14 protein-coding genes are annotated in these 17,638 nt (G+C 43.8%); 6 read left to right on the top strand and 8 right to left on the bottom strand.

Annotated features, from left to right (window positions below; translation table 11 throughout):
- Together J5A55_RS06220 and J5A55_RS06215 are read right to left on the bottom strand one after the other, a co-directional pair.
- Complete coding sequence (locus J5A55_RS06220; protein ID WP_004383789.1) at positions 1–450, bottom strand: hypothetical protein; 450 nt, start codon at positions 448–450, stop codon at positions 1–3.
- 117 nt (positions 451–567) lie between these two features.
- The gene (locus tag J5A55_RS06215; protein ID WP_004383790.1) at positions 568–1,020 is read right to left on the bottom strand and encodes a nucleoside deaminase; all 453 of its coding nucleotides are present in this window, start codon (positions 1,018–1,020) and stop codon (positions 568–570) included.
- Between the two features lie 82 nt (positions 1,021–1,102).
- Between J5A55_RS06215 and J5A55_RS06210 the strand changes: the two genes are divergently transcribed.
- The 4 genes from J5A55_RS06210 (at position 1,103) to J5A55_RS06195 (ending at position 5,286) form a co-directional block, all read left to right on the top strand.
- Positions 1,103–1,468 (top strand): YraN family protein, encoded by a 366-nt coding sequence (locus tag J5A55_RS06210; protein ID WP_004383791.1) that lies wholly within the window; start codon positions 1,103–1,105, stop codon positions 1,466–1,468.
- Between the two features lie 16 nt (positions 1,469–1,484).
- Positions 1,485–2,276 (top strand): biotin--[acetyl-CoA-carboxylase] ligase, encoded by a 792-nt coding sequence (locus J5A55_RS06205; RefSeq protein ID WP_004383792.1) that lies wholly within the window; start codon positions 1,485–1,487, stop codon positions 2,274–2,276.
- Positions 2,277–2,288: 12 nt separating this feature from the next.
- Complete coding sequence (gene pyrH, locus J5A55_RS06200) at positions 2,289–2,999, top strand: UMP kinase (protein ID WP_004383793.1); 711 nt, start codon at positions 2,289–2,291, stop codon at positions 2,997–2,999.
- 190 nt (positions 3,000–3,189) lie between these two features.
- A complete protein-coding gene (locus tag J5A55_RS06195) occupies positions 3,190–5,286 on the top strand; it encodes a protein-disulfide reductase DsbD family protein (RefSeq protein WP_004383794.1) in 2,097 nt (698 codons plus the stop codon).
- A gap of 257 nt (positions 5,287–5,543) precedes the next feature.
- Here J5A55_RS06195 and J5A55_RS06190 read toward each other — a convergent pair whose 3' ends face one another.
- From J5A55_RS06190 to J5A55_RS06180, 3 genes are read right to left on the bottom strand one after another with little or no spacing between them, the layout of a single operon-like run.
- The gene (locus J5A55_RS06190; RefSeq protein ID WP_004383796.1) at positions 5,544–5,807 is read right to left on the bottom strand and encodes a hypothetical protein; all 264 of its coding nucleotides are present in this window, start codon (positions 5,805–5,807) and stop codon (positions 5,544–5,546) included.
- A gap of 17 nt (positions 5,808–5,824) precedes the next feature.
- Positions 5,825–6,526 carry a CDP-alcohol phosphatidyltransferase family protein gene (locus J5A55_RS06185; protein ID WP_004383797.1) on the bottom strand — a complete coding sequence of 234 codons (702 nt, stop codon included), beginning with the start codon at positions 6,524–6,526 and terminating at the stop codon, positions 5,825–5,827.
- A 10-nt stretch (positions 6,527–6,536) separates the two neighbouring features.
- Complete coding sequence (locus tag J5A55_RS06180; RefSeq protein ID WP_039851452.1) at positions 6,537–7,238, bottom strand: phosphatidylserine decarboxylase family protein; 702 nt, start codon at positions 7,236–7,238, stop codon at positions 6,537–6,539.
- A 131-nt stretch (positions 7,239–7,369) separates the two neighbouring features.
- On the opposite strand from J5A55_RS06180, the gene dnaE reads away from it, so the two are divergent.
- Positions 7,370–11,089: a DNA polymerase III subunit alpha gene (gene dnaE / locus J5A55_RS06175; RefSeq protein WP_004383799.1), complete on the top strand. Its 3,720-nt coding sequence runs from the start codon at positions 7,370–7,372 to the stop codon at positions 11,087–11,089.
- Between the two features lie 90 nt (positions 11,090–11,179).
- A complete protein-coding gene (gene trxA, locus J5A55_RS06170; RefSeq protein ID WP_004383800.1) occupies positions 11,180–11,494 on the top strand; it encodes a thioredoxin in 315 nt (104 codons plus the stop codon).
- A gap of 712 nt (positions 11,495–12,206) precedes the next feature.
- On the opposite strand, the gene tsaE is transcribed toward trxA, so the two are convergent.
- The 3 genes from tsaE to porW are packed head-to-tail and all read right to left on the bottom strand — an operon-like array spanning position 12,207 to position 17,622.
- Complete coding sequence (gene tsaE, locus J5A55_RS06165; protein ID WP_004383803.1) at positions 12,207–12,617, bottom strand: tRNA (adenosine(37)-N6)-threonylcarbamoyltransferase complex ATPase subunit type 1 TsaE; 411 nt, start codon at positions 12,615–12,617, stop codon at positions 12,207–12,209.
- Positions 12,618–12,639: 22 nt separating this feature from the next.
- A complete protein-coding gene (gene porX, locus J5A55_RS06160; protein WP_004383804.1) occupies positions 12,640–14,265 on the bottom strand; it encodes a T9SS response regulator signal transducer PorX in 1,626 nt (541 codons plus the stop codon).
- A gap of 18 nt (positions 14,266–14,283) precedes the next feature.
- Positions 14,284–17,622, bottom strand: a complete 3,339-nt coding sequence (gene porW, locus J5A55_RS06155) for a type IX secretion system periplasmic lipoprotein PorW/SprE (RefSeq protein WP_234396087.1) — start codon at positions 17,620–17,622, stop codon at positions 14,284–14,286.
- Positions 17,623–17,638 lie beyond the last annotated feature (16 nt).

Here is a 17,638-nt window from a genome sequence, read left to right as displayed (position 1 = left end):
TTATTCGCTCACCGAAACCTGATTAAGTGACTTCTTACCGCTTTTGTAAGCTACTAACAGACCAATTCCAGTTGCTAAAGGAACTATTCCAAAGATCGCAAGGAAACCGATATCCATTCCTTCATACCCGTTGATGAAGCTCGTTGTGACTGTTGCTATAATACAGACAGCCCCTCCGATTGAACAAATGGTACCCCATAAGATTTCTTGATGTAGCCTATCGAGCATCCTCTCTTTGTATGTCTTCTGTGGAGGATTAAGTTTGCTTAGGAACTCTTGTACGTCAATATCGCTGTTCTTCTCTATTGCAGCCATGACAATCTCACTTCTTTTGTTTGTTTCATGCTGCTTCTTTTTATAGGCAATGTAGGCAATTGCAATGGGAAGTACTACTACTATTCCTAAAGGAACGATAATTGCTGTGAGTGTGCCAAGTGTTACTGGATTCATAACTTTATACTTTTTAATTTGTTATACATTGGTTGTGAATATTGAACCGATTCGTATGTATAACGAGAGTTAGGTGTAAAAGGTGACATTGATTATTAAGGTTTTTATCATGAAAGGCTATCTTCTCTCTTGGAAGAAACGTTGCATAAGAGCCTTACACTCCTCCTCTAGGACGCCAGAGGTTACGTTTGCTTTAGGGTGGAAAGCCTTAGGAGCATATTCATGATAGCCTCGCTTTATGTCAGGGCATCCATATACAATGCGGTGAAGTTGCGCCCATCCGATTGCTCCTGCACACATGATACAAGGTTCAACAGTAACATATAGCGTGCAATCTTGTAAGTACTTGCCCCCTAACTCGCTCTCCGCAATCGTGATGGCTTGCATTTCTGCATGGGCAGTAACGTCGTTCAAGGTTTCAGTGAGATTGTGGGCACGAGCTATGATACGATCTCGACATACTACGACAGCACCTATTGGAATCTCACCTTCACGGTATGCAGCCTTCGCTTCATCGATTGCACGCTGCATAAAATACATGTCTTTCTTTATTTGCTCATCAGTACTCATGCCACAAAAATACGTGTTTTATTTTGATTATACAAAACTTTGTCCTATCTTTGTGGGGCGAATAATAATGTGAGAAAGGCGCATGGCATACCATAATGATATAGGTAAATGGGGCGAAGAAGTTGCTGCTAACTATCTTCAACAGCAAGGTTATACCATCTTACATCGTAATTGGATGTATCAACACCGTGACTTGGATATTGTTGCAATGGACGCTGGAGCGTTGGTGATAGTGGAAGTGAAGACACGAAAGGACGAACGCTTTGTTAATGCCGATGCAGCTGTAACACCACAGAAGGTGCGCTCCTTGTCTCTTGCAGCTAATGCTTACGTCAAGAGATATAATATAAGTTTGGAGATACGATTCGATATTATCACCATCGTTGGATGCCCTGATGATAAGCACGAAGTACGCCATGTGAAGGATGCCTTTCTACCTTTTATATAATAGATAGCTATCATTCATGAAAATTATAGATGCAGTATTAGGTCTTTTCAAGCCTTCAGTCGTAGAAAAGAAGCAAGAAGTAAAGGTCATTCGATTACCTGAAGTGGATAGTACAAACAATTTCTTACGTAACTATACACCTGCGGAAGACGAGCTAATGACTGTTGTGGTAGCTGAACATCAGACCTCCGGACGTGGACAAGGGACTAATACTTGGGAGAGCGAAAGCGGTAAGAACCTATTATTCTCCATCCTTGTGCATCCTATAATGCTGCCAGTTCGCAGTCAATTCTTGCTCTCTGAGGCAGGAGCCTTAGCTTTGAAGGAAGCCTTGACAAGCTATGTTGCGGATGACATACGCCTCAAGTGGCCGAATGACATCTATTGGAAGGATAAGAAACTGAGTGGAACTCTGATTGAGACCAAACTTAGTGGCGGACATATAAAGGATTGCATCTTTGGTGTAGGGCTCAATGTTAACCAATCCACATTCGTTAGTGATGCTCCTAACCCCGTCTCTCTCTGCCAGATCTTAGGGCATGAAGTAGATAAGGAAGAACTCCTCAAGCAGATAATCGCTAAGTTCCAAGAGTGTTACCACCTGTTAGAATTAGGCGGATACAATGATATTAGTGCAATGTATCACGATGCTCTGTACCGTAAGGGAGGCTTTCATCAATACCGCGACACAGATGGCGAGTTTGAAGGAGCTATCGTTGAGGTAGAAGACGATGGGCATCTCATCCTAAGAGACCGTAGTGGAATGATTCGTGAATACCAGTTTAAAGAAGTAGAATTTATTGTTTAATTAAGATAAAGAATGGCAAGATTCAAACGTATATTATTGAAGCTCTCGGGCGAGAGTCTTATGGGTAAGCAAGGATTCGGCATAGATCCAGAACGCTTAAGTGACTATGCGAAGCAGATAAAAGAGGTGCATGACATGGGCGTGCAGATAGGTATCGTCATCGGTGGAGGTAATATCTTCCGTGGATTAAGCGGTAGCCAGAAAGGTTTCGATCGTGTGAAAGGAGACCAGATGGGTATGTGTGCCACTGTAATTAACTCTCTCGCGCTCTCTTCAGCACTTGAGGCAATCGGCGCAAAAGCCAAAGTCTTGACCGCAATTCGTATGGAGCCAATAGGTGAGTTCTATAGTAAGTGGAAGGCTATTGAGGCTATGGAAGCTGGCTATGTATGTATTTTCTCTGCCGGAACAGGCTGCCCTTACTTCACAACTGATACGGGTTCTAGCCTCCGTGGTATCGAGATAGAAGCCGACGTAATGCTAAAGGGTACACGCGTAGATGGCGTTTACACTGCTGATCCGGAGAAAGACCCAACAGCGCAGAAGTACTCTGAAATCACCTATGATGAGATTTACAACAAGGGCTTGAAGGTTATGGATCTTACAGCAACAACGATGTGTAAGGAGAATGACCTACCTATTTACGTCTTCAATATGGATGTTGTTGGAAACCTCAAGAAGGTGATGGACGGCGAAGATATAGGTACATTGGTTCACAATTAACCCATACCTAATATTATGATAATGTGATGATTTTGATAAAGATAAGAGTGTCTAAAGTTTCTGTAAGTTACTTTTGACACTCTTACTGGTTGATATTTTTGATGTCATATACCTATAATCTGTAATCAATTCAACGATATATAGAATTATTTATTTACCTTTGCAAGCGTTTTTTTAATCGTACAAATCAATGAACAAGAGAAATACATTACTATTTATCTTCATGTTGTTCGTTAGCTTAACAGCTTTCGCACAACAGAAGCCAGCACACTTTACTGTGCAACAGAAACAAGTGTCTCCAACAGAGGTAGACCTTATCTTCTCTGCTAAGATCGATCAGGGATGGCACGTCTATTCGACTAACTTACCTGCAGATGGACCTACTTCTACCACTTTGCATGTAGAGAAAGCAGAGGGCGTAACGCCTGTTGGTAAACTAACAGCACGTGGAAAGGAATTGAATGTCTTTGATAAAGCATTCGAGATGAAGCTCCGCTATTTCGAGAATAGTGTTAGCTTTGTTCAACGTTATAAGATCACAGCAAAGACATACGCGATCAAAGGTTACTTAGAGTATGGTACTTGTAACGATGAGATGTGTATGCCTCCAATGCAAGTGGAGTTCAACTTTAAGGGGAACGGCCCTGCTGAAGCTCCCGCTGCGACGCCAGCAAGCGCATCAACTACCACCGATAATACTGCGTCAGCTGCTACTCCGGTAGCAGCTGATGGTTTATCTGCACTGGCTGCAATGACCGCTGACACGGCAAAAGAGGCTACCACGGCTAAGACAGACTCAACTACTGCAACGGCTCAAACGGCTGTTCAGAGTACGCCAAACGCTGATCTGTGGACGCCTGTAGTAAAGGAGTTGGCGGCATTCAACAATGCACAAAATAACAAGAGCAACTCTCTTTGGTACATCTTCTTCATGGGTATTATTGGAGGACTCGTCGCTCTGCTCACCCCCTGCGTGTGGCCAATCATACCAATGACCGTTAGTTTCTTCCTAAAGCGTGCGAAGGACGACCGCAAGAAGGGTATTCGTGATGCCATAACATACGGTATCTCAATCATAGTAATCTATCTCGGGTTAGCGTCAATCGTAACAGCTGCATTCGGACCACAGAAGTTGAATGAGCTAGCAACCAATGCCCCGTTCAATATCTTCTTCTTCCTTCTGCTGTTAGTATTCGCCTTTAGTTTCTTTGGATGGTTCGAACTCCGATTGCCATCATCGTGGGGCAATGCTGTAGATAACAAAGCGGCAGCGACCACGGGATTGCTTTCAATCTTCCTTATGGCGTTCACCTTGTCACTGGTTAGCTTCTCTTGTACAGCACCCGTAGTGGGACTTTTGCTTGTTCAGGCAGCCACAAGCGGCGACTGGGTAGCCCCAGCAGTAGGCATGTTCGGCTTCGCCTTGGCGTTAGCCTTGCCTTTCACGCTCTTCGCCCTCTTCCCATCTTGGTTGAAGCAAGCACCTAAGTCAGGTTCATGGATGAATATGATTAAGGTTGTGTTAGGCTTCATTGAATTGGCATTTTCGCTGAAGTTCCTATCAGTAGCCGATCTCGCATACGGATGGCACATTCTAGATCGTGAGACATTCCTATCTATTTGGATTGCACTCTTTGGTTTGCTCGGTCTCTATCTCATAGGAAAACTCAAGTTCCCGCACGATGATTCGGAGCAGAAAGCAATGCCTGTACCAGCCATTATGCTAGGTCTTTGCTCATTGGCATTTGCTATTTATATGGTTCCGGGGCTTTGGGGCGCACCTTGTAAGGCGGTTAGTGCCTTCGCACCACCTATTAATACGCAGGATTTCAATCTAGCTCCACAAACCGTACATGCCCAATATACCGATTATGAAGAGGGCATGCGTGCAGCCGCAGCAGCAGGGAAACCAGTCTTAATAGACTTTACGGGCTTCGGATGTGTTAACTGTCGTAAGATGGAGGCTTCGGTATGGACCGACTCTCGTGTAGCTGATAAGCTCATGAAAGACTATGTTCTTATCTCGCTTTATGTAGATGATAAGACTCCGTTGAAACAGCCTGTAGAGGTGAAACGTCCTGATGGTTCTACTCGCACTCTGCGCACAGTGGGCGATAAGTGGAGCTATCTTGAAGAAACGAAGTTCGGTTATCTCGCACAGCCTTTCTATGTTCCTTTGGATAATGCCGGTAAGCCGCTCAATGGTAGCTTCAGCTTCAAAGAGGACGTGAAAGCCTATCTTGACTTCCTTGATAAGGGGCTTGAGAATTATAAAGTAGGTAAGTAATCAATGGTATAAGACAACACTTCTCTCCTTGGGAGAGGTTGGGTGGATTTCAAGAGACGCTCTTCTTTGTGGAAGAAAGGCGTTTCCTTGATACGAAGAGAGGCTTTCTTTATAGCAAAGGAAGCCTTTCTTTAAATGGAACAGGAAGTCGCTTCAAAGAGTGATGACACCTTTGTACAAATAAATAGAGTATATCGTTGGTTCGTGGGAACCTTGATATACTCTCAAACATATTTATCAACTTTAATACTATGGGTTCATTCTTGTTGGCCATCCTCTACTTCCGTGAAGTCTACATATTCGCCTTCACTATCAGGGATAACCTGTTTATTGCGTTCCTCTAAGGGTCTATTATCTGTAATCGTAGGCTCGTTCGATTGTGTCCTCTGCTGTTGTCTGTATGGATTAAATTGCTTCCGGGCACGTGTCAGTTGCTTATAGAAAGCATAAGCAACCCATCCTATCATGATGAGGAAGAATACAAATATGAGGAAAGCAAACTTCAGAAAATCTTCTATCATAGTGTTCCTTTGTATTATTACTTACTTGCCTGTTGCTTAACTATCGCTGATAACACAACGTACCAAGCAACGATGATGGCAAAGGCGGTAATGCCGAAGATTGCTAAAAGAGGAATACAAGTGAGTAAGAAGATGTATTTTACCTCGTTACCTTTCCATCCCCAATGCTTAAACTTTAGTGCGAACATTGGTATCTCAGATACAAGTAGCCACGAACTAACCAATATTCCAATCAGAATTAGGTATAGTGTCCAAGGGCGATAATACATCTGTTCTCCGATACCAACCAATAATGAGCCCCAGAAGAGGGCGTTGGCAGGCGTTGGCAAACCTATGAATCCGAGTGCTTGACGCTCATCGAGATTGAACTTAGCAAGGCGCAATGCAGAGAAAGCAGCCATGATGTAAGCCACGAAAGGGAGGTAGGGACGTAGAGGCTCGAGGAACTCTGGATAGCTCATCAGCTGTAGTTGAGTAAAGATAATAGTAGAGGGAGCTACGCCAAAGGTGATGTCATCCGCAAGAGAATCAAGTTCTTTACCAATTGGAGAACTGACATGTAAGAGGCGAGCAGTCATGCCATCGAAGAAGTCGAAGACTGCTCCAATAATAATCCAAAGCAACGCAATCTTCGCTTCACCAGTGAAAGCAAATGCCGTTGCGATGCAACCTGAAACCAAGTTACAGCATGTTATGCTGTTAGGAATATGTTTCTTCATTATTACCCGTTTATTTCTTAGGCTTCAACTTAGCGATAACTGTTTGGTCGCCAGTTGTTGCCTGTCCCATTTTAACGCATACTTCAGAGCCTACAGGGAGGAAGATATCAACACGACTACCCAACTTGATGAAGCCAAGGTGCTCATCAATATAACATTCCTCACCCTCCTTAGCATAAGTCACAATGCGTCGTGCCATAGCACCAGCAATCTGCCTGCATAACACATCAGTGCCATCAGGAGTAGTGATAATGGTATCGGCATGCTCATTCTCCTCACTTGCTTTAGGAAGCCAAGCCTTGTGAAAGTTGCCATCAAAGTGTTGTACTGATTTAACTACGCCATCTACAGGGAACCAGTTGGCGTGTACATTCCATAAACTCATGAATATTGAGATCATTAAACGGCGTTCATGGAAGTAGGTGTTTTCGTCTACTTCTTCTATAACTACGATGTGTCCATCCGCAGGAGCAACTACTATGCCTTCGGTCTCCTCGCTGCCAAAATAGCGGATAGGGCATCTGTAGAAGTTTAAAACAATTCCGTAGACTGTACCGAAGACTACTGCAAAGATCCAAAAGGGTATCTTTGACGGAATTGCAAACCATAGAATTAACGCGATAAGGGCTAAACATATACCGCTGTAGAGCAGCGTGTCTGTACCTTCGCGATGTATTCTTATCTTCTTTAGCTTCTTTTTAATTTTCCCCATGGTCGTTAAATCGACGTTTTGTAACGCTTGCAAAGGTACTTCTTTTTGGTCGTTTCTACAAATTTTCATTATCATTCTTTTGGCTATATGGGCTTTTCGTCGTAACTTTACAGCTCAAAATTCGTAGCTTAATGGAAGATTACATACATTTACATGTGCATACTAATTACTCCATTCTAGATGGTCAATCAAAGGTAACAAGGCTTGTTGATAAGGCAATCGCTGATGGAATGAAGGGTATGGCGATAACTGATCATGGCGTGATGTTCGGTATCAAAGAGTTTTCGGACTACTGCGCTAAGGTCAATAAGGAGCGTAAGAAGAATGGTGAAGAGCCTTTCAAACCTATCTTCGGATGTGAGATGTATGTTGCCCGACGCACTATGCACGATAAAGATAAGTCCATGCACGATAACTCTGGATACCATCTTATCGTCTTAGCAAAGAACTATAACGGCTACAAGAACCTTATTAAGCTCGTTTCTCACGCTTGGGTGGATGGCTACTACTATCGTCCTCGAACGGATCGAGCCGAGTTGGAGAAGTATCATGAGGACTTAATCGTATGTTCGGCATGTATTGCTGGTGAGATACCAAGTAAGATTATACATGGAGATATTGATGGTGCGCGTGAAGCCTGTGAGTGGTATCATCGTGTATTCGGCGATGACTTCTATCTAGAGTTGCAACGTCATGAGGTGAAAGACCCTACTATCCTTGCCAATCGAGAGGCTTTTCCCTTGCAGCAAAAGGCTAATAAAGTATTGTTGCAGTTCGCTAAGGAATATGGAATTAAGGTGGTTTGTACGAACGACTGTCACTTTGAAGATAAGGAGACAGCCGAGGCACACGATCACTTACTATGCCTTGCAACGAATGAAGACTTGGACGATCCGAAGCGCATGCGCTATTCCAAGCAAGAATGGTTCAAGTCTCGTCAGGAGATGAACGACGTCTTTTCGGATATTCCAGAAGCATTGACTAATACACTGGAGGTGCTTGATAAGGTTGAGATCTATAGTATTGACCATGGTCCTATCATGCCTTTCTTCCCCATCCCAGAGTCTTTTGGTACAGAAGAAGAGTGGGAGAAGAAGTTCACGGAGGAAGATTTATACAAGGAGTTCACCACAGATGAGAATGGTGAGAACCCTCTTTCCCCTGAGGAAGGACAAAAGGTTATAGAGCGATTAGGTGGTTATGAGAAGATATATCGTATCAAGTTCGAAGCCGACTATCTAGCTAAACTAGCCTACGATGGTGCTAAGAAGCTATATGGTGACCCTCTTTCAGATGAGGTGAAGAGTCATATTAGGTTCGAGTTACACGTCATGAAGACCATGGGTTTCCCTGGTTATTTCCTTATAGTACAGGACTTTATCAATGCAGCTCGCCAAGAGTTAGGGGTCATGGTAGGACCTGGTCGTGGTTCAGCAGCAGGTTCAGTCGTGGCTTATTGCCTAGGAATTACGAAGATAGACCCGCTTAAGTACGACTTACTGTTCGAACGCTTCCTTAATCCGGATCGTGTGAATCTTCCTGATATTGATACCGACTTCGATGATGACGGTCGTGGTCGTGTATTGCAATGGGTCATGGATAAGTATGGACATGAGAATTGCGCGCACATCATCACCTATGGTACAATGGCAACAAAGAACTCTATTAAGGATGTTGCCCGTGTAGAGAAATTACCTATTGCAATCGCTAATGAGCTGTGTAAAGCGATACCGGATCGTTTGCCAGATGGCATGAAGATGAATCTAGCAAACGCCATCAAGTGTACCCCGCAACTGCAAGATGCAGAGGTAAGTGAGGATATCCGAGAGCGAAACACTATAAAGTATGCGAGGATGCTTGAGGGTACTGTGCGTAATACGGGGATACATGCTTGTGGCTTCATCATCTGTCGTAACCCTATTGATGATTGGGTTCCTGTATCCACAGCGACCGATCCGGACTTCCCCGAGAAGAAAGTTCCTGTAACGCAGTATGACGGTCATGTCATTGAGGCAACAGGCTTAATCAAGATGGACTTCCTCGGTCTGAAGACCTTGTCAGAGTTAAAGGAAGCATGTAAAGTTATTCGACAGACAACAGGTGACATCATCGATCTTGACAACATTCCGATAGATGATGAACTGACCTACCAGTTATATCAGAAGGGGCAAACGATAGGTACTTTTCAGTTCGAGTCAGCCGGTATGCAGAAGTACCTCCGAGAGCTTCATCCAACAGTCTTTGAGGACTTGATCGCCATGAATGCACTGTATCGTCCAGGTCCAATGGACTATATTCCCGATTTTATTAAGCGTAAGAACGATCCTTCGCTAGTAAAGTATGACATCCCATGTATGGAGAAGTACCTCAAAGATACATACGGGATTACAGTCTATCAAGAGCAAGTGATGCTCCTAAGTCGCCAGTTGGCGAGCTTCACCCGAGGTGAGAGTGATGCCTTACGAAAGGCAATGGGTAAGAAAAAGAAGGCTATCGTTGACCAGATGAAACCGAAGTTTATCAAGCAAGGACAGGCTAATGGGCACGATCCGCAGATACTGGAGAAGATATGGAGTGACTGGGAGAAGTTTGCCAGTTACGCCTTCAATAAGTCGCATGCCACGTGCTATTCCTGGGTAGCTTATCAAACGGCTTACCTCAAGGCACACTATCCCGCCGAATATATGGCAGCCTTAATGACCCGCCGTTTCAGCCAGATTACCGAGATAACCAAGCTCATGGAAGAATGTAAAGCATTGAAGATAGCAACGCTCGGACCTGATATCAACGAGAGCCAGATAGGCTTTGGTGTAAATAAGAAAGGTGAGATTCGATTCGGTCTAGCTGCTATCAAGGGTATGGGAACAAGTGCTGCTGAGAGTATTGTAAGCGAACGGGAGAAGAATGGACCATATAAAGATATATACGACTTTGCCGAACGTGTCGACCTTAGCAATGTGAATCGTAAGGCATTCGAAAGCCTCGCTTATAGTGGTGGCTTTGATAGTTTCGGCTTGCAGAGAGAGCAGTTCTTCGGTGTATCAGGCAGAGATAGCGTCTTTCTTGATATTATCGTTCGTTACGGACAGTTATTCCAGACAGAGAAAGCAGAGCAACAGAACTCCCTCTTTGGAGGTATGGATGCTGTCGCAGTTATGCACCCCGTTGCACCGAAGACAGAGAAGTGGCCGACGATAGAAAAGCTTAACAAAGAACGCGAGTTAGTGGGTGTCTATTTGTCAGCCCACCCATTGGATGAGTATAGCGTCGTACTGAACAACATGTGTAACACGCATTGTTCGATGATAGGACGCAATGCTGATATGACGAAACTATCCCAAACTGATGAGGTAACATTCGGTGGTATCGTCACGTCAGTGAATGAGCGTTTCTCACAGAAGACGGGTAAGCCCTTTGGTTTCGTTACAATAGAAGACTTCGAGGGAACGGGTGAGTTAGCACTCTTCGGTGATGATTGGGCACGCTGGAACAATCTTCTAAAGGTGAATTACACCATATATATAACTGCTAAGTGCCAACCCCGTTATCGCAATAACCCGTCATTACTGGAGCTGAAAGTGCAGAATGTGGAGCAACTCTATGATGTTAAAGAGCATAAGTTACAGCGGTTTACCATCTCAATGGATGCCTCATCTTTAGATGACGAACTCGTATCAGAGTTGTCAACGGTGATAGATGAGCACCAAGGCAATACACAGCTGTTTATCCAGTTACGCACCTTAGAGAACACTATTGTCACTCTTCAGAGTCGCAATAAGACAGTCAATGTAGACCGAAAGTTGATAGACTTTATCACTGCCAGTGACAAGATGGAGTTCCACATCAATTAGTTATATATAAAGGTGGCATACACTTTGATATAACATAAGCGTGAGATATTAATTTAATAACAATCAGTATAATTATAAAAAAGTAAAGACATGGAAGTAAAAATTACTAGTGAGAACTTAGAGACTTATAAGAATGGTGACTTACCATTGGTAGTTGACCTATGGGCAACATGGTGTGGACCTTGCAAGATGGTCGGTCCAATCATCTCTGAATTAGCAGAGGAATACGATGGAAAGATCGTTGTTGGCAAGTGTGATGTTGAAGAGAATGATGATGTTGCAATCGACTTCGGAGTACGCAACATACCAACGATTCTATTCTTCAAGAACGGTGAGTTAGTAGATAAGTTCGTTGGTGCTGCATCAAAAGCAGTGCTTGATGAGAAGTTCAAAGCACTGCTGTAAGCAGTCAGTTGATAGATTAATAATGGTTGAAAGCCATATTAGGCAGTCGTTAAAAGACTGTTTAATATGGCTTTTTTAGTGGGATTTTGAGGACGTTCGAAAGGTATTCCAGAAGATTACAAGTCTTTTGTAATGGTTCTCCAAGTGCTTTGTAATAGTTTTCCAAAGCATTTGGAGAGGTCTGGAATGACTGCATATAGGAACCTCTTCCAGTTTTCTTCAAGGGGAAATGTAAGTTTCCTCTCTCCTTCTCTCACATAGAGTGGGGAGTAGATAGTGCCGTTTACTACAGAACAAACAGCGAATTTGCATGTTTACTTGTTAGCTCTTCGAATCGAAATAATTGTCAGAAGTAGGGACAGACGCCCTCGTCTGTCCGCCCATTTATCCTTTCATGACATCCCGTTAGGCGACATCCCCTCCTTTGAGGGGCTTGGGGAAGCTCTTATTGCTTGTGTTTTGGACGGACAGACGAGGGTGTCTGCCCCTACTCTGTGTCATTGATTTTCATAGATGTAGATTGTTAGGTAAAACTAAAGAGAGCCTCTCCTTGATATGAGAAGAGGCTCTCTTTGATGCGAAGAAGCACTCCCTTCGCATTGAAGAAAGCCTTTCTTTAAATAGTCCCGTAGGTTACACCCTCTCCTTTTAACGGGCTTGGGGAGGTTTCCTGCCGTTAGATTCAATTTCAGAAGGGCGTTGTTTCGTTACCTTAATACGTCAAGAGGCGGCTGCCATCAGGCTGTTCTTCGATCGTAACTTTGATGACGTTCTCTGGAAGAACGTCCTCAACGAGCTCCGGCCATTCGAGTAGACAGAGGTTACCACTATAGAAGTAATCCTCATAACCCATGTCGTAAACCTCCTCCAACTTCTTTATTCGATAGAAATCGAAGTGATAGATAGGGTTGTCGTTGCCGTCTGTATACTCGTTGATGATGGCGAATGTAGGGGAAGTAATCACATCCTTCACCCCGAGAACTTCGCAAAGTGCTTTGATAAAGGTGGTCTTTCCAGCTCCCATCTTACCATAGAAGGCAAACACCTTACCGTCTCCCATTCCCTTAATAAAGTCCTTTGCAGCCTCGTGAATGGTATCGAGACTATTGATTCTGATTTCCATATTGCTTTTATTTATCTGTTCTTTATGATCGTTTACGTGGTGTGAGCGTGACCAAAGGGATGATCATTTCTTCCAAAGAGATGCCTCCGTGTTGGAAAGTATCCTTATAGTAAGACACGTAATAGTTGTAGTTATTGGGGTAAGCAAAGAACGAATCGCCCGTAGCGAATACGTAACTTGTACTGAGGTTAGGGGCTGGCAGCTGTGCTTGATGCGGATTCTTGATAGTGAAAACCTCCTTAGCATCATAGTTAAGACTCTTTCCCAGCTTATAACGAAGGTTCGTATTCGTATTGCGATCACCGATAATCTTCACTGGATTAATCGTCCGAATGGATCCGTGATCAGTTGTGATTATCACCTTATAGTTCGATTGTGCCAACTCCTTGATGACGTCTGCAAGGACGCTGTGTTGGAACCAGCTAAGTGTAATGGAGCGATAGGCACTCTCGTCACTGGCTAGTTCACGTATCATCTTCATCTCTGTTCGCGCATGAGAAAGCATGTCGATGAAGTTAACAACAAGTACATTAAGATCGTTTTGAGCTAAGTTCTTGTATTGTTGCATGAACTTCTCAGCACCCGTTGAGTCGTTAATCTTATGATAAGAGAACCTGTCATGACGGCGATAACGCTCTATCTGCGTCCGAATAAGCGGCTCTTCGTTGAGATTCTTGCCCTCTTCTTCGTCCTCATCGACCCACAATTCGGGGTACATCTTTGCTATTTGTTGAGGCATAAGACCACTGAATATAGCATTGCGGGCGTATTGTGTTGCTGTTGGAAGTATGCTCATGTAAAGGTCCTCTTCGATCTCGAACATGTCACCAATCTCTTTCGACAGGATACGCCATTGGTCAAGTCGGAAGTTATCGATGACGATGAGGAATACTTTCTCGCCTTTGTCAATGAGTGGAAACACCTTTTTCTTGAAGACCTCTGGGCTTAGTAAGGGCTTATCGTTGGTTTCGTTGTTGGTATCAGACTTCTTATTGCGTCCTGCCAAACGTGCGAAACTACTGTTCATTTTTGTTTCCTGTGGTGCTACCCAGTTGAGATAATGCTTTGAAATATACTTAGCAAAGCCATTATTAGCCTCTTCTTTCTGCATTTTCAGCATTTCCACCATGTTGCTGTCAGTGCTGCTTAGCTCTAACTCCCAGTGTACTAACTTACGATAAACCTCTTTCCAATCATCGAACGAACGGCAGTCGGCAATCTCCATAGCTATCTGTTGATAGCTTTGTTGGTATCCGCTCTGCGTTACTTCAGTGACAATTTCCTTCTGATGGATATTCTTTTTCAGTGAAAGAAGTATCTGATTCGGGTTGACGGGCTTGATGAGATAGTCTGCAATCTTTGCTCCAATCGCTTGATTCATGATGTCTTCTTCTTCACTCTTCGTCACCATGACAATAGGTGTAGCAGGTTGAATCTCCTTGATCCGTTGTAAGGTCTCGAGCCCAGAAAGCCCTGGCATCTGCTCATCAAGTAGCACGAGATCGAAGGTCTGCATGCCACATTGCTCAATAGCATCAGCCCCGTTGCTAGCCATGACAACCTTATATCCTTTGTTCTCAAGGAATAGGATGTGCGCTTTCAACAGCTCGATCTCATCATCTACCCATAGTAACAATCCGTTGTTCATATATCTTCTTGCTTCTAGTTAGAACCCTTCCAAGTCATAATACTCATCTTCGATGTTGTTTTGAATGGGTTGATTCTTCTTGTTAGTCTTGTTGTTATTCTTCTTGCCAGATGTTGGTTCGTCATCTCCGAAGTAAATGATTGGACCATCATCTACCGCCTTTGGCTTCTTTGCCGGAGCCTGTTGAGGCTGCTTAGCAGGTGCTTTTTGCGGTGCAGCAGATGGTACTTTCTGCACTTTGGGTTCTGTCTTTTGCTGTGTTGGAGTAGGCTTTGTCACAGTATTCTTCGTCTCTTTTCCTGTGTTGGCAGGAGTTTTCGGGAGAGTTGGAGTAGGCTTTTCGGCAGGCTTCTCATCAGGAATAACGAACGTGTTAGTGTCCTCTAACGTTGGTTTCTTCACCTCCGTAGGAATCTCGAAAGTGTTTTCATTCTTTGGAGATGTCGTTGGCTCCATCTTCTTTGATGCTGGTGTGTCCAACGGAATATCCATCGTATTGTTTGCAGGAACATCCATATCGTCAGGGAAGAGATCCTTGTCATTGGCGTGCTTCTCCTCTATCTTCTGTAGAAGATCAGGCTCGCGCGGTGTCGCCACTTCGGCTGGTTCACTCAAGAGATAGCGTTTGGTCACTTCAAGCGGTGAGAAGTTCTTTTTATAGAAAGCCTCATAATCCTTATAACTATAGGTCGTTCCAATCAGTTTCAGGTTCTTGTCACTGATAATGACAGCCTTAGTAGTCTTGCTCATCTGCATCACCACGTCCTTAGCAGCAAATAGTTGATGGGCATATTGATACGCTTCATCATAACTGCGGAAGCCCGATATGATCATTTGATGTAATCCGCTGAGGTCTTCTATTTGTATTTCAAAGTTGCGAACGAGGAAGTTTGTGAAGTTGAAACGTGCTAACTCGAATAGTAATTGGTTCTCCTTCAATGAATCGGGGTTGTATATTAGCAAGAACTTAAAGTCTATGTTGCGTTCAGGAGAGAGCTTCGCTTGTCGGATACTGTCGCTATCACTAAGGATGGAAGCACGGTATGACCACACAGCATTTAGGTCGAACTTACCGCTGCGGAGCTTCTTTCCAGCCTGAACACCATTCACTATCATTCCAGCCATCTCACTGATACGACTGTTAGGGTACTTCTTTACAACCTCCTTCATGTCGGTTAAGCACCCATTAGCGTCTCCCGTGTTTAGCTTACTCAATCCTCCAATGAACAAGAACTTATCTCGGTTGGCTCCCATTGGGAATCGTTTCTCGGAGATTTGAGCGTTATTAGCAACCTCATTATAGCGTCCTTGCTTGAAAGCATCGTAAGTTGAGGCATATAGAGAGTCTTCTATCTGCACGCCGAAACGTAAGTTTTGTTTGTAATAAGGGTCAGTTAGGAGGGTAGTCCACTTGCTCTTGGGGTATTGCCGACTTAACTTTGTAAGGTAAGTCTCGGCTATCTCGGGTTCGTTCTTACGCATATAAAGCAAGTAGAGGTGGTAATAAACATCGTCCATAGCCTCATAGTCAGGATAATTATCACTCACTCTGCGTAGCGCCCGCTCTGCTAAACGAAGATTATTAAGCCTATCCTTGAATATTACTCCTGAATGATGTAGACCATCCTCAAGTATCTTGTTACTTGCAGCAAGCTGTTCCGCAGTGAATGGGATTTGTGCTAGATAATACTCCCGCTTATGTGGGTCGTTCTTTAAAGAGTCTCTTGTCTGTTCGAGCGAATCCCTCTTTGCTTCGGCTTTATATATGGAGTCGCGTTGAGCATCCGTCATTTCATAAGGGTTGTTAGTGTTTCCAATATTCCTAACAACGGTCTGATTCATGCGTTGCCAGTTGTCGATATTCTCTCTCTTGCCCCATAGTTGTTGGAAAGTAACCTTTCCTTGTTGTACAGCCGTTGGGTTATAGAAATACCAAGTACTCCCTTGTTGATGATTGGGGTTAACTCTTTGAATATTATTCGATGTGTTGTTACGTCCGAAATTACCATCCATACCTTGCTGCTGGGCGTTGTTATTTTGCAAGCCCAGTGCATTTTGTTCCTCTTTCTCCTTCTTCTTCAATGCCGTGATGACCCTATCTATAGCGGCATTACGCTCCTTCTCTGAGCATTTAGCAAGCTGTTGGAGAGAGTCCTGTAGCTGGACAGCATCCGTATAAGGTGCTAATTCGTCTAATATCTTCGAACGATCAGACAACTGTTCATAGTCTTTACGATCTCTGTCAAGTAATCCCAATGCTTCATCATAGCATTTCTTAGCATTGCCGAAACGCTCTTTAGCCCAATACAAATCGCCAAGATGTAATAACAAAACGCCTTTCTCAATTCCACTACGCGTCGCCTTCTTACGTCCCAGTTCGTAGGCATTGATAGCAGCAAGCGTATCTTTGTTCGCAAGATGTATGTTTCCCATTGCGTAATAGACCTGATCCAGATATTCCTTATTGTTATCTGAAGCCGCCATGTGCCTTAGTTTGCTTATCATCTGCTTGCTTTGTCCTTCTGCCATGACCTCTGTTTGAGCAATGCGAGCGTTGAACTCTAGTTCATAAGGGGGATTGGTACGAATGACGCGTTGGAAGGCTTCATAGGCATCTTGCCTCTTTCCTAATGCTGCATACACTTGTCCAAGTAGATAAAGTTCACGTGCTTTCTGCTTCTGACGCATCTCGTGCTTGATAACCTTTTGTAAGTAAGGCACAGCCTTAGCCAGTTCTCCCGTGTGAAGATAGTAGTCTGCGTAAGTATAATCCCACTCCTTCACCGCACGCCAGTCCATTGAATCACGTTGCATATTGCGAATAACATCCTCGGCATCGTATAGCCAGCCCTGTTCTATGTAACATTTAGCCAACCAAGCACGTGCTTTTCCATAGATGGCGGGCTGCCCCTTGTACATACGACTCATGTAGGCGAAGGTCGCAGCAGCCTCTTCAAAGGCTCCTTGATGGAACTGTGAGCGTCCCATTAACATCCATGCCTTCCACAAGAAAGGGTTATATTCGCGTCTTGAGAGCCACTCTATGTCCTTAGAGGTCTTCTTTCTGTTCTTAGTCCACTCTGGTCTCTTCTTGATACTATGCTTAGCTATTGCCTTCTCTGCCTTTTCTATGGCACGATTAAAGTTACTTTTCCCTAAGTCACGACTATTCTTATTGCCGACAGTATATAGTGGAATAAGTTCGGTAAAGTTATCCTTGTTCCCCTTTTCTTTCTCTATAGAACCATCGATATAAGCCTGTGCTCCATTAAAATATACGTTATATCGGGTATTAAAAGCCTGCCACCAGCGAGATTGAGCGGTGTTATTCTTCGTAGAGCAACCCACAATCACCATTGTAATGATTGCTAAT

The sequence above is a fragment of the Prevotella veroralis genome (assembly GCF_018127765.1).
Lineage (GTDB): Bacteria > Bacteroidota > Bacteroidia > Bacteroidales > Bacteroidaceae > Prevotella > Prevotella veroralis.
This window is presented reverse-complemented; position numbering and strand designations above follow the sequence as displayed.

Coding starts and splice junctions, on each gene's coding strand:
- J5A55_RS06220 (WP_004383789.1), bottom strand. CDS start 450: ATGAATCCAGTAACACTTGGCACACTCACAGCAATTATCGTTCCTTTA.
- J5A55_RS06215 (WP_004383790.1), bottom strand. CDS start 1,020: ATGAGTACTGATGAGCAAATAAAGAAAGACATGTATTTTATGCAGCGT.
- J5A55_RS06210 (WP_004383791.1), top strand. CDS start 1,103: ATGGCATACCATAATGATATAGGTAAATGGGGCGAAGAAGTTGCTGCT.
- J5A55_RS06205 (WP_004383792.1), top strand. CDS start 1,485: ATGAAAATTATAGATGCAGTATTAGGTCTTTTCAAGCCTTCAGTCGTA.
- pyrH (WP_004383793.1), top strand. CDS start 2,289: ATGGCAAGATTCAAACGTATATTATTGAAGCTCTCGGGCGAGAGTCTT.
- J5A55_RS06195 (WP_004383794.1), top strand. CDS start 3,190: ATGAACAAGAGAAATACATTACTATTTATCTTCATGTTGTTCGTTAGC.
- J5A55_RS06190 (WP_004383796.1), bottom strand. CDS start 5,807: ATGATAGAAGATTTTCTGAAGTTTGCTTTCCTCATATTTGTATTCTTC.
- J5A55_RS06185 (WP_004383797.1), bottom strand. CDS start 6,526: ATGAAGAAACATATTCCTAACAGCATAACATGCTGTAACTTGGTTTCA.
- J5A55_RS06180 (WP_039851452.1), bottom strand. CDS start 7,238: ATGGGGAAAATTAAAAAGAAGCTAAAGAAGATAAGAATACATCGCGAA.
- dnaE (WP_004383799.1), top strand. CDS start 7,370: ATGGAAGATTACATACATTTACATGTGCATACTAATTACTCCATTCTA.
- trxA (WP_004383800.1), top strand. CDS start 11,180: ATGGAAGTAAAAATTACTAGTGAGAACTTAGAGACTTATAAGAATGGT.
- tsaE (WP_004383803.1), bottom strand. CDS start 12,617: ATGGAAATCAGAATCAATAGTCTCGATACCATTCACGAGGCTGCAAAG.
- porX (WP_004383804.1), bottom strand. CDS start 14,265: ATGAACAACGGATTGTTACTATGGGTAGATGATGAGATCGAGCTGTTG.
- porW (WP_234396087.1), bottom strand. CDS start 17,622: ATGGTGATTGTGGGTTGCTCTACGAAGAATAACACCGCTCAATCTCGC.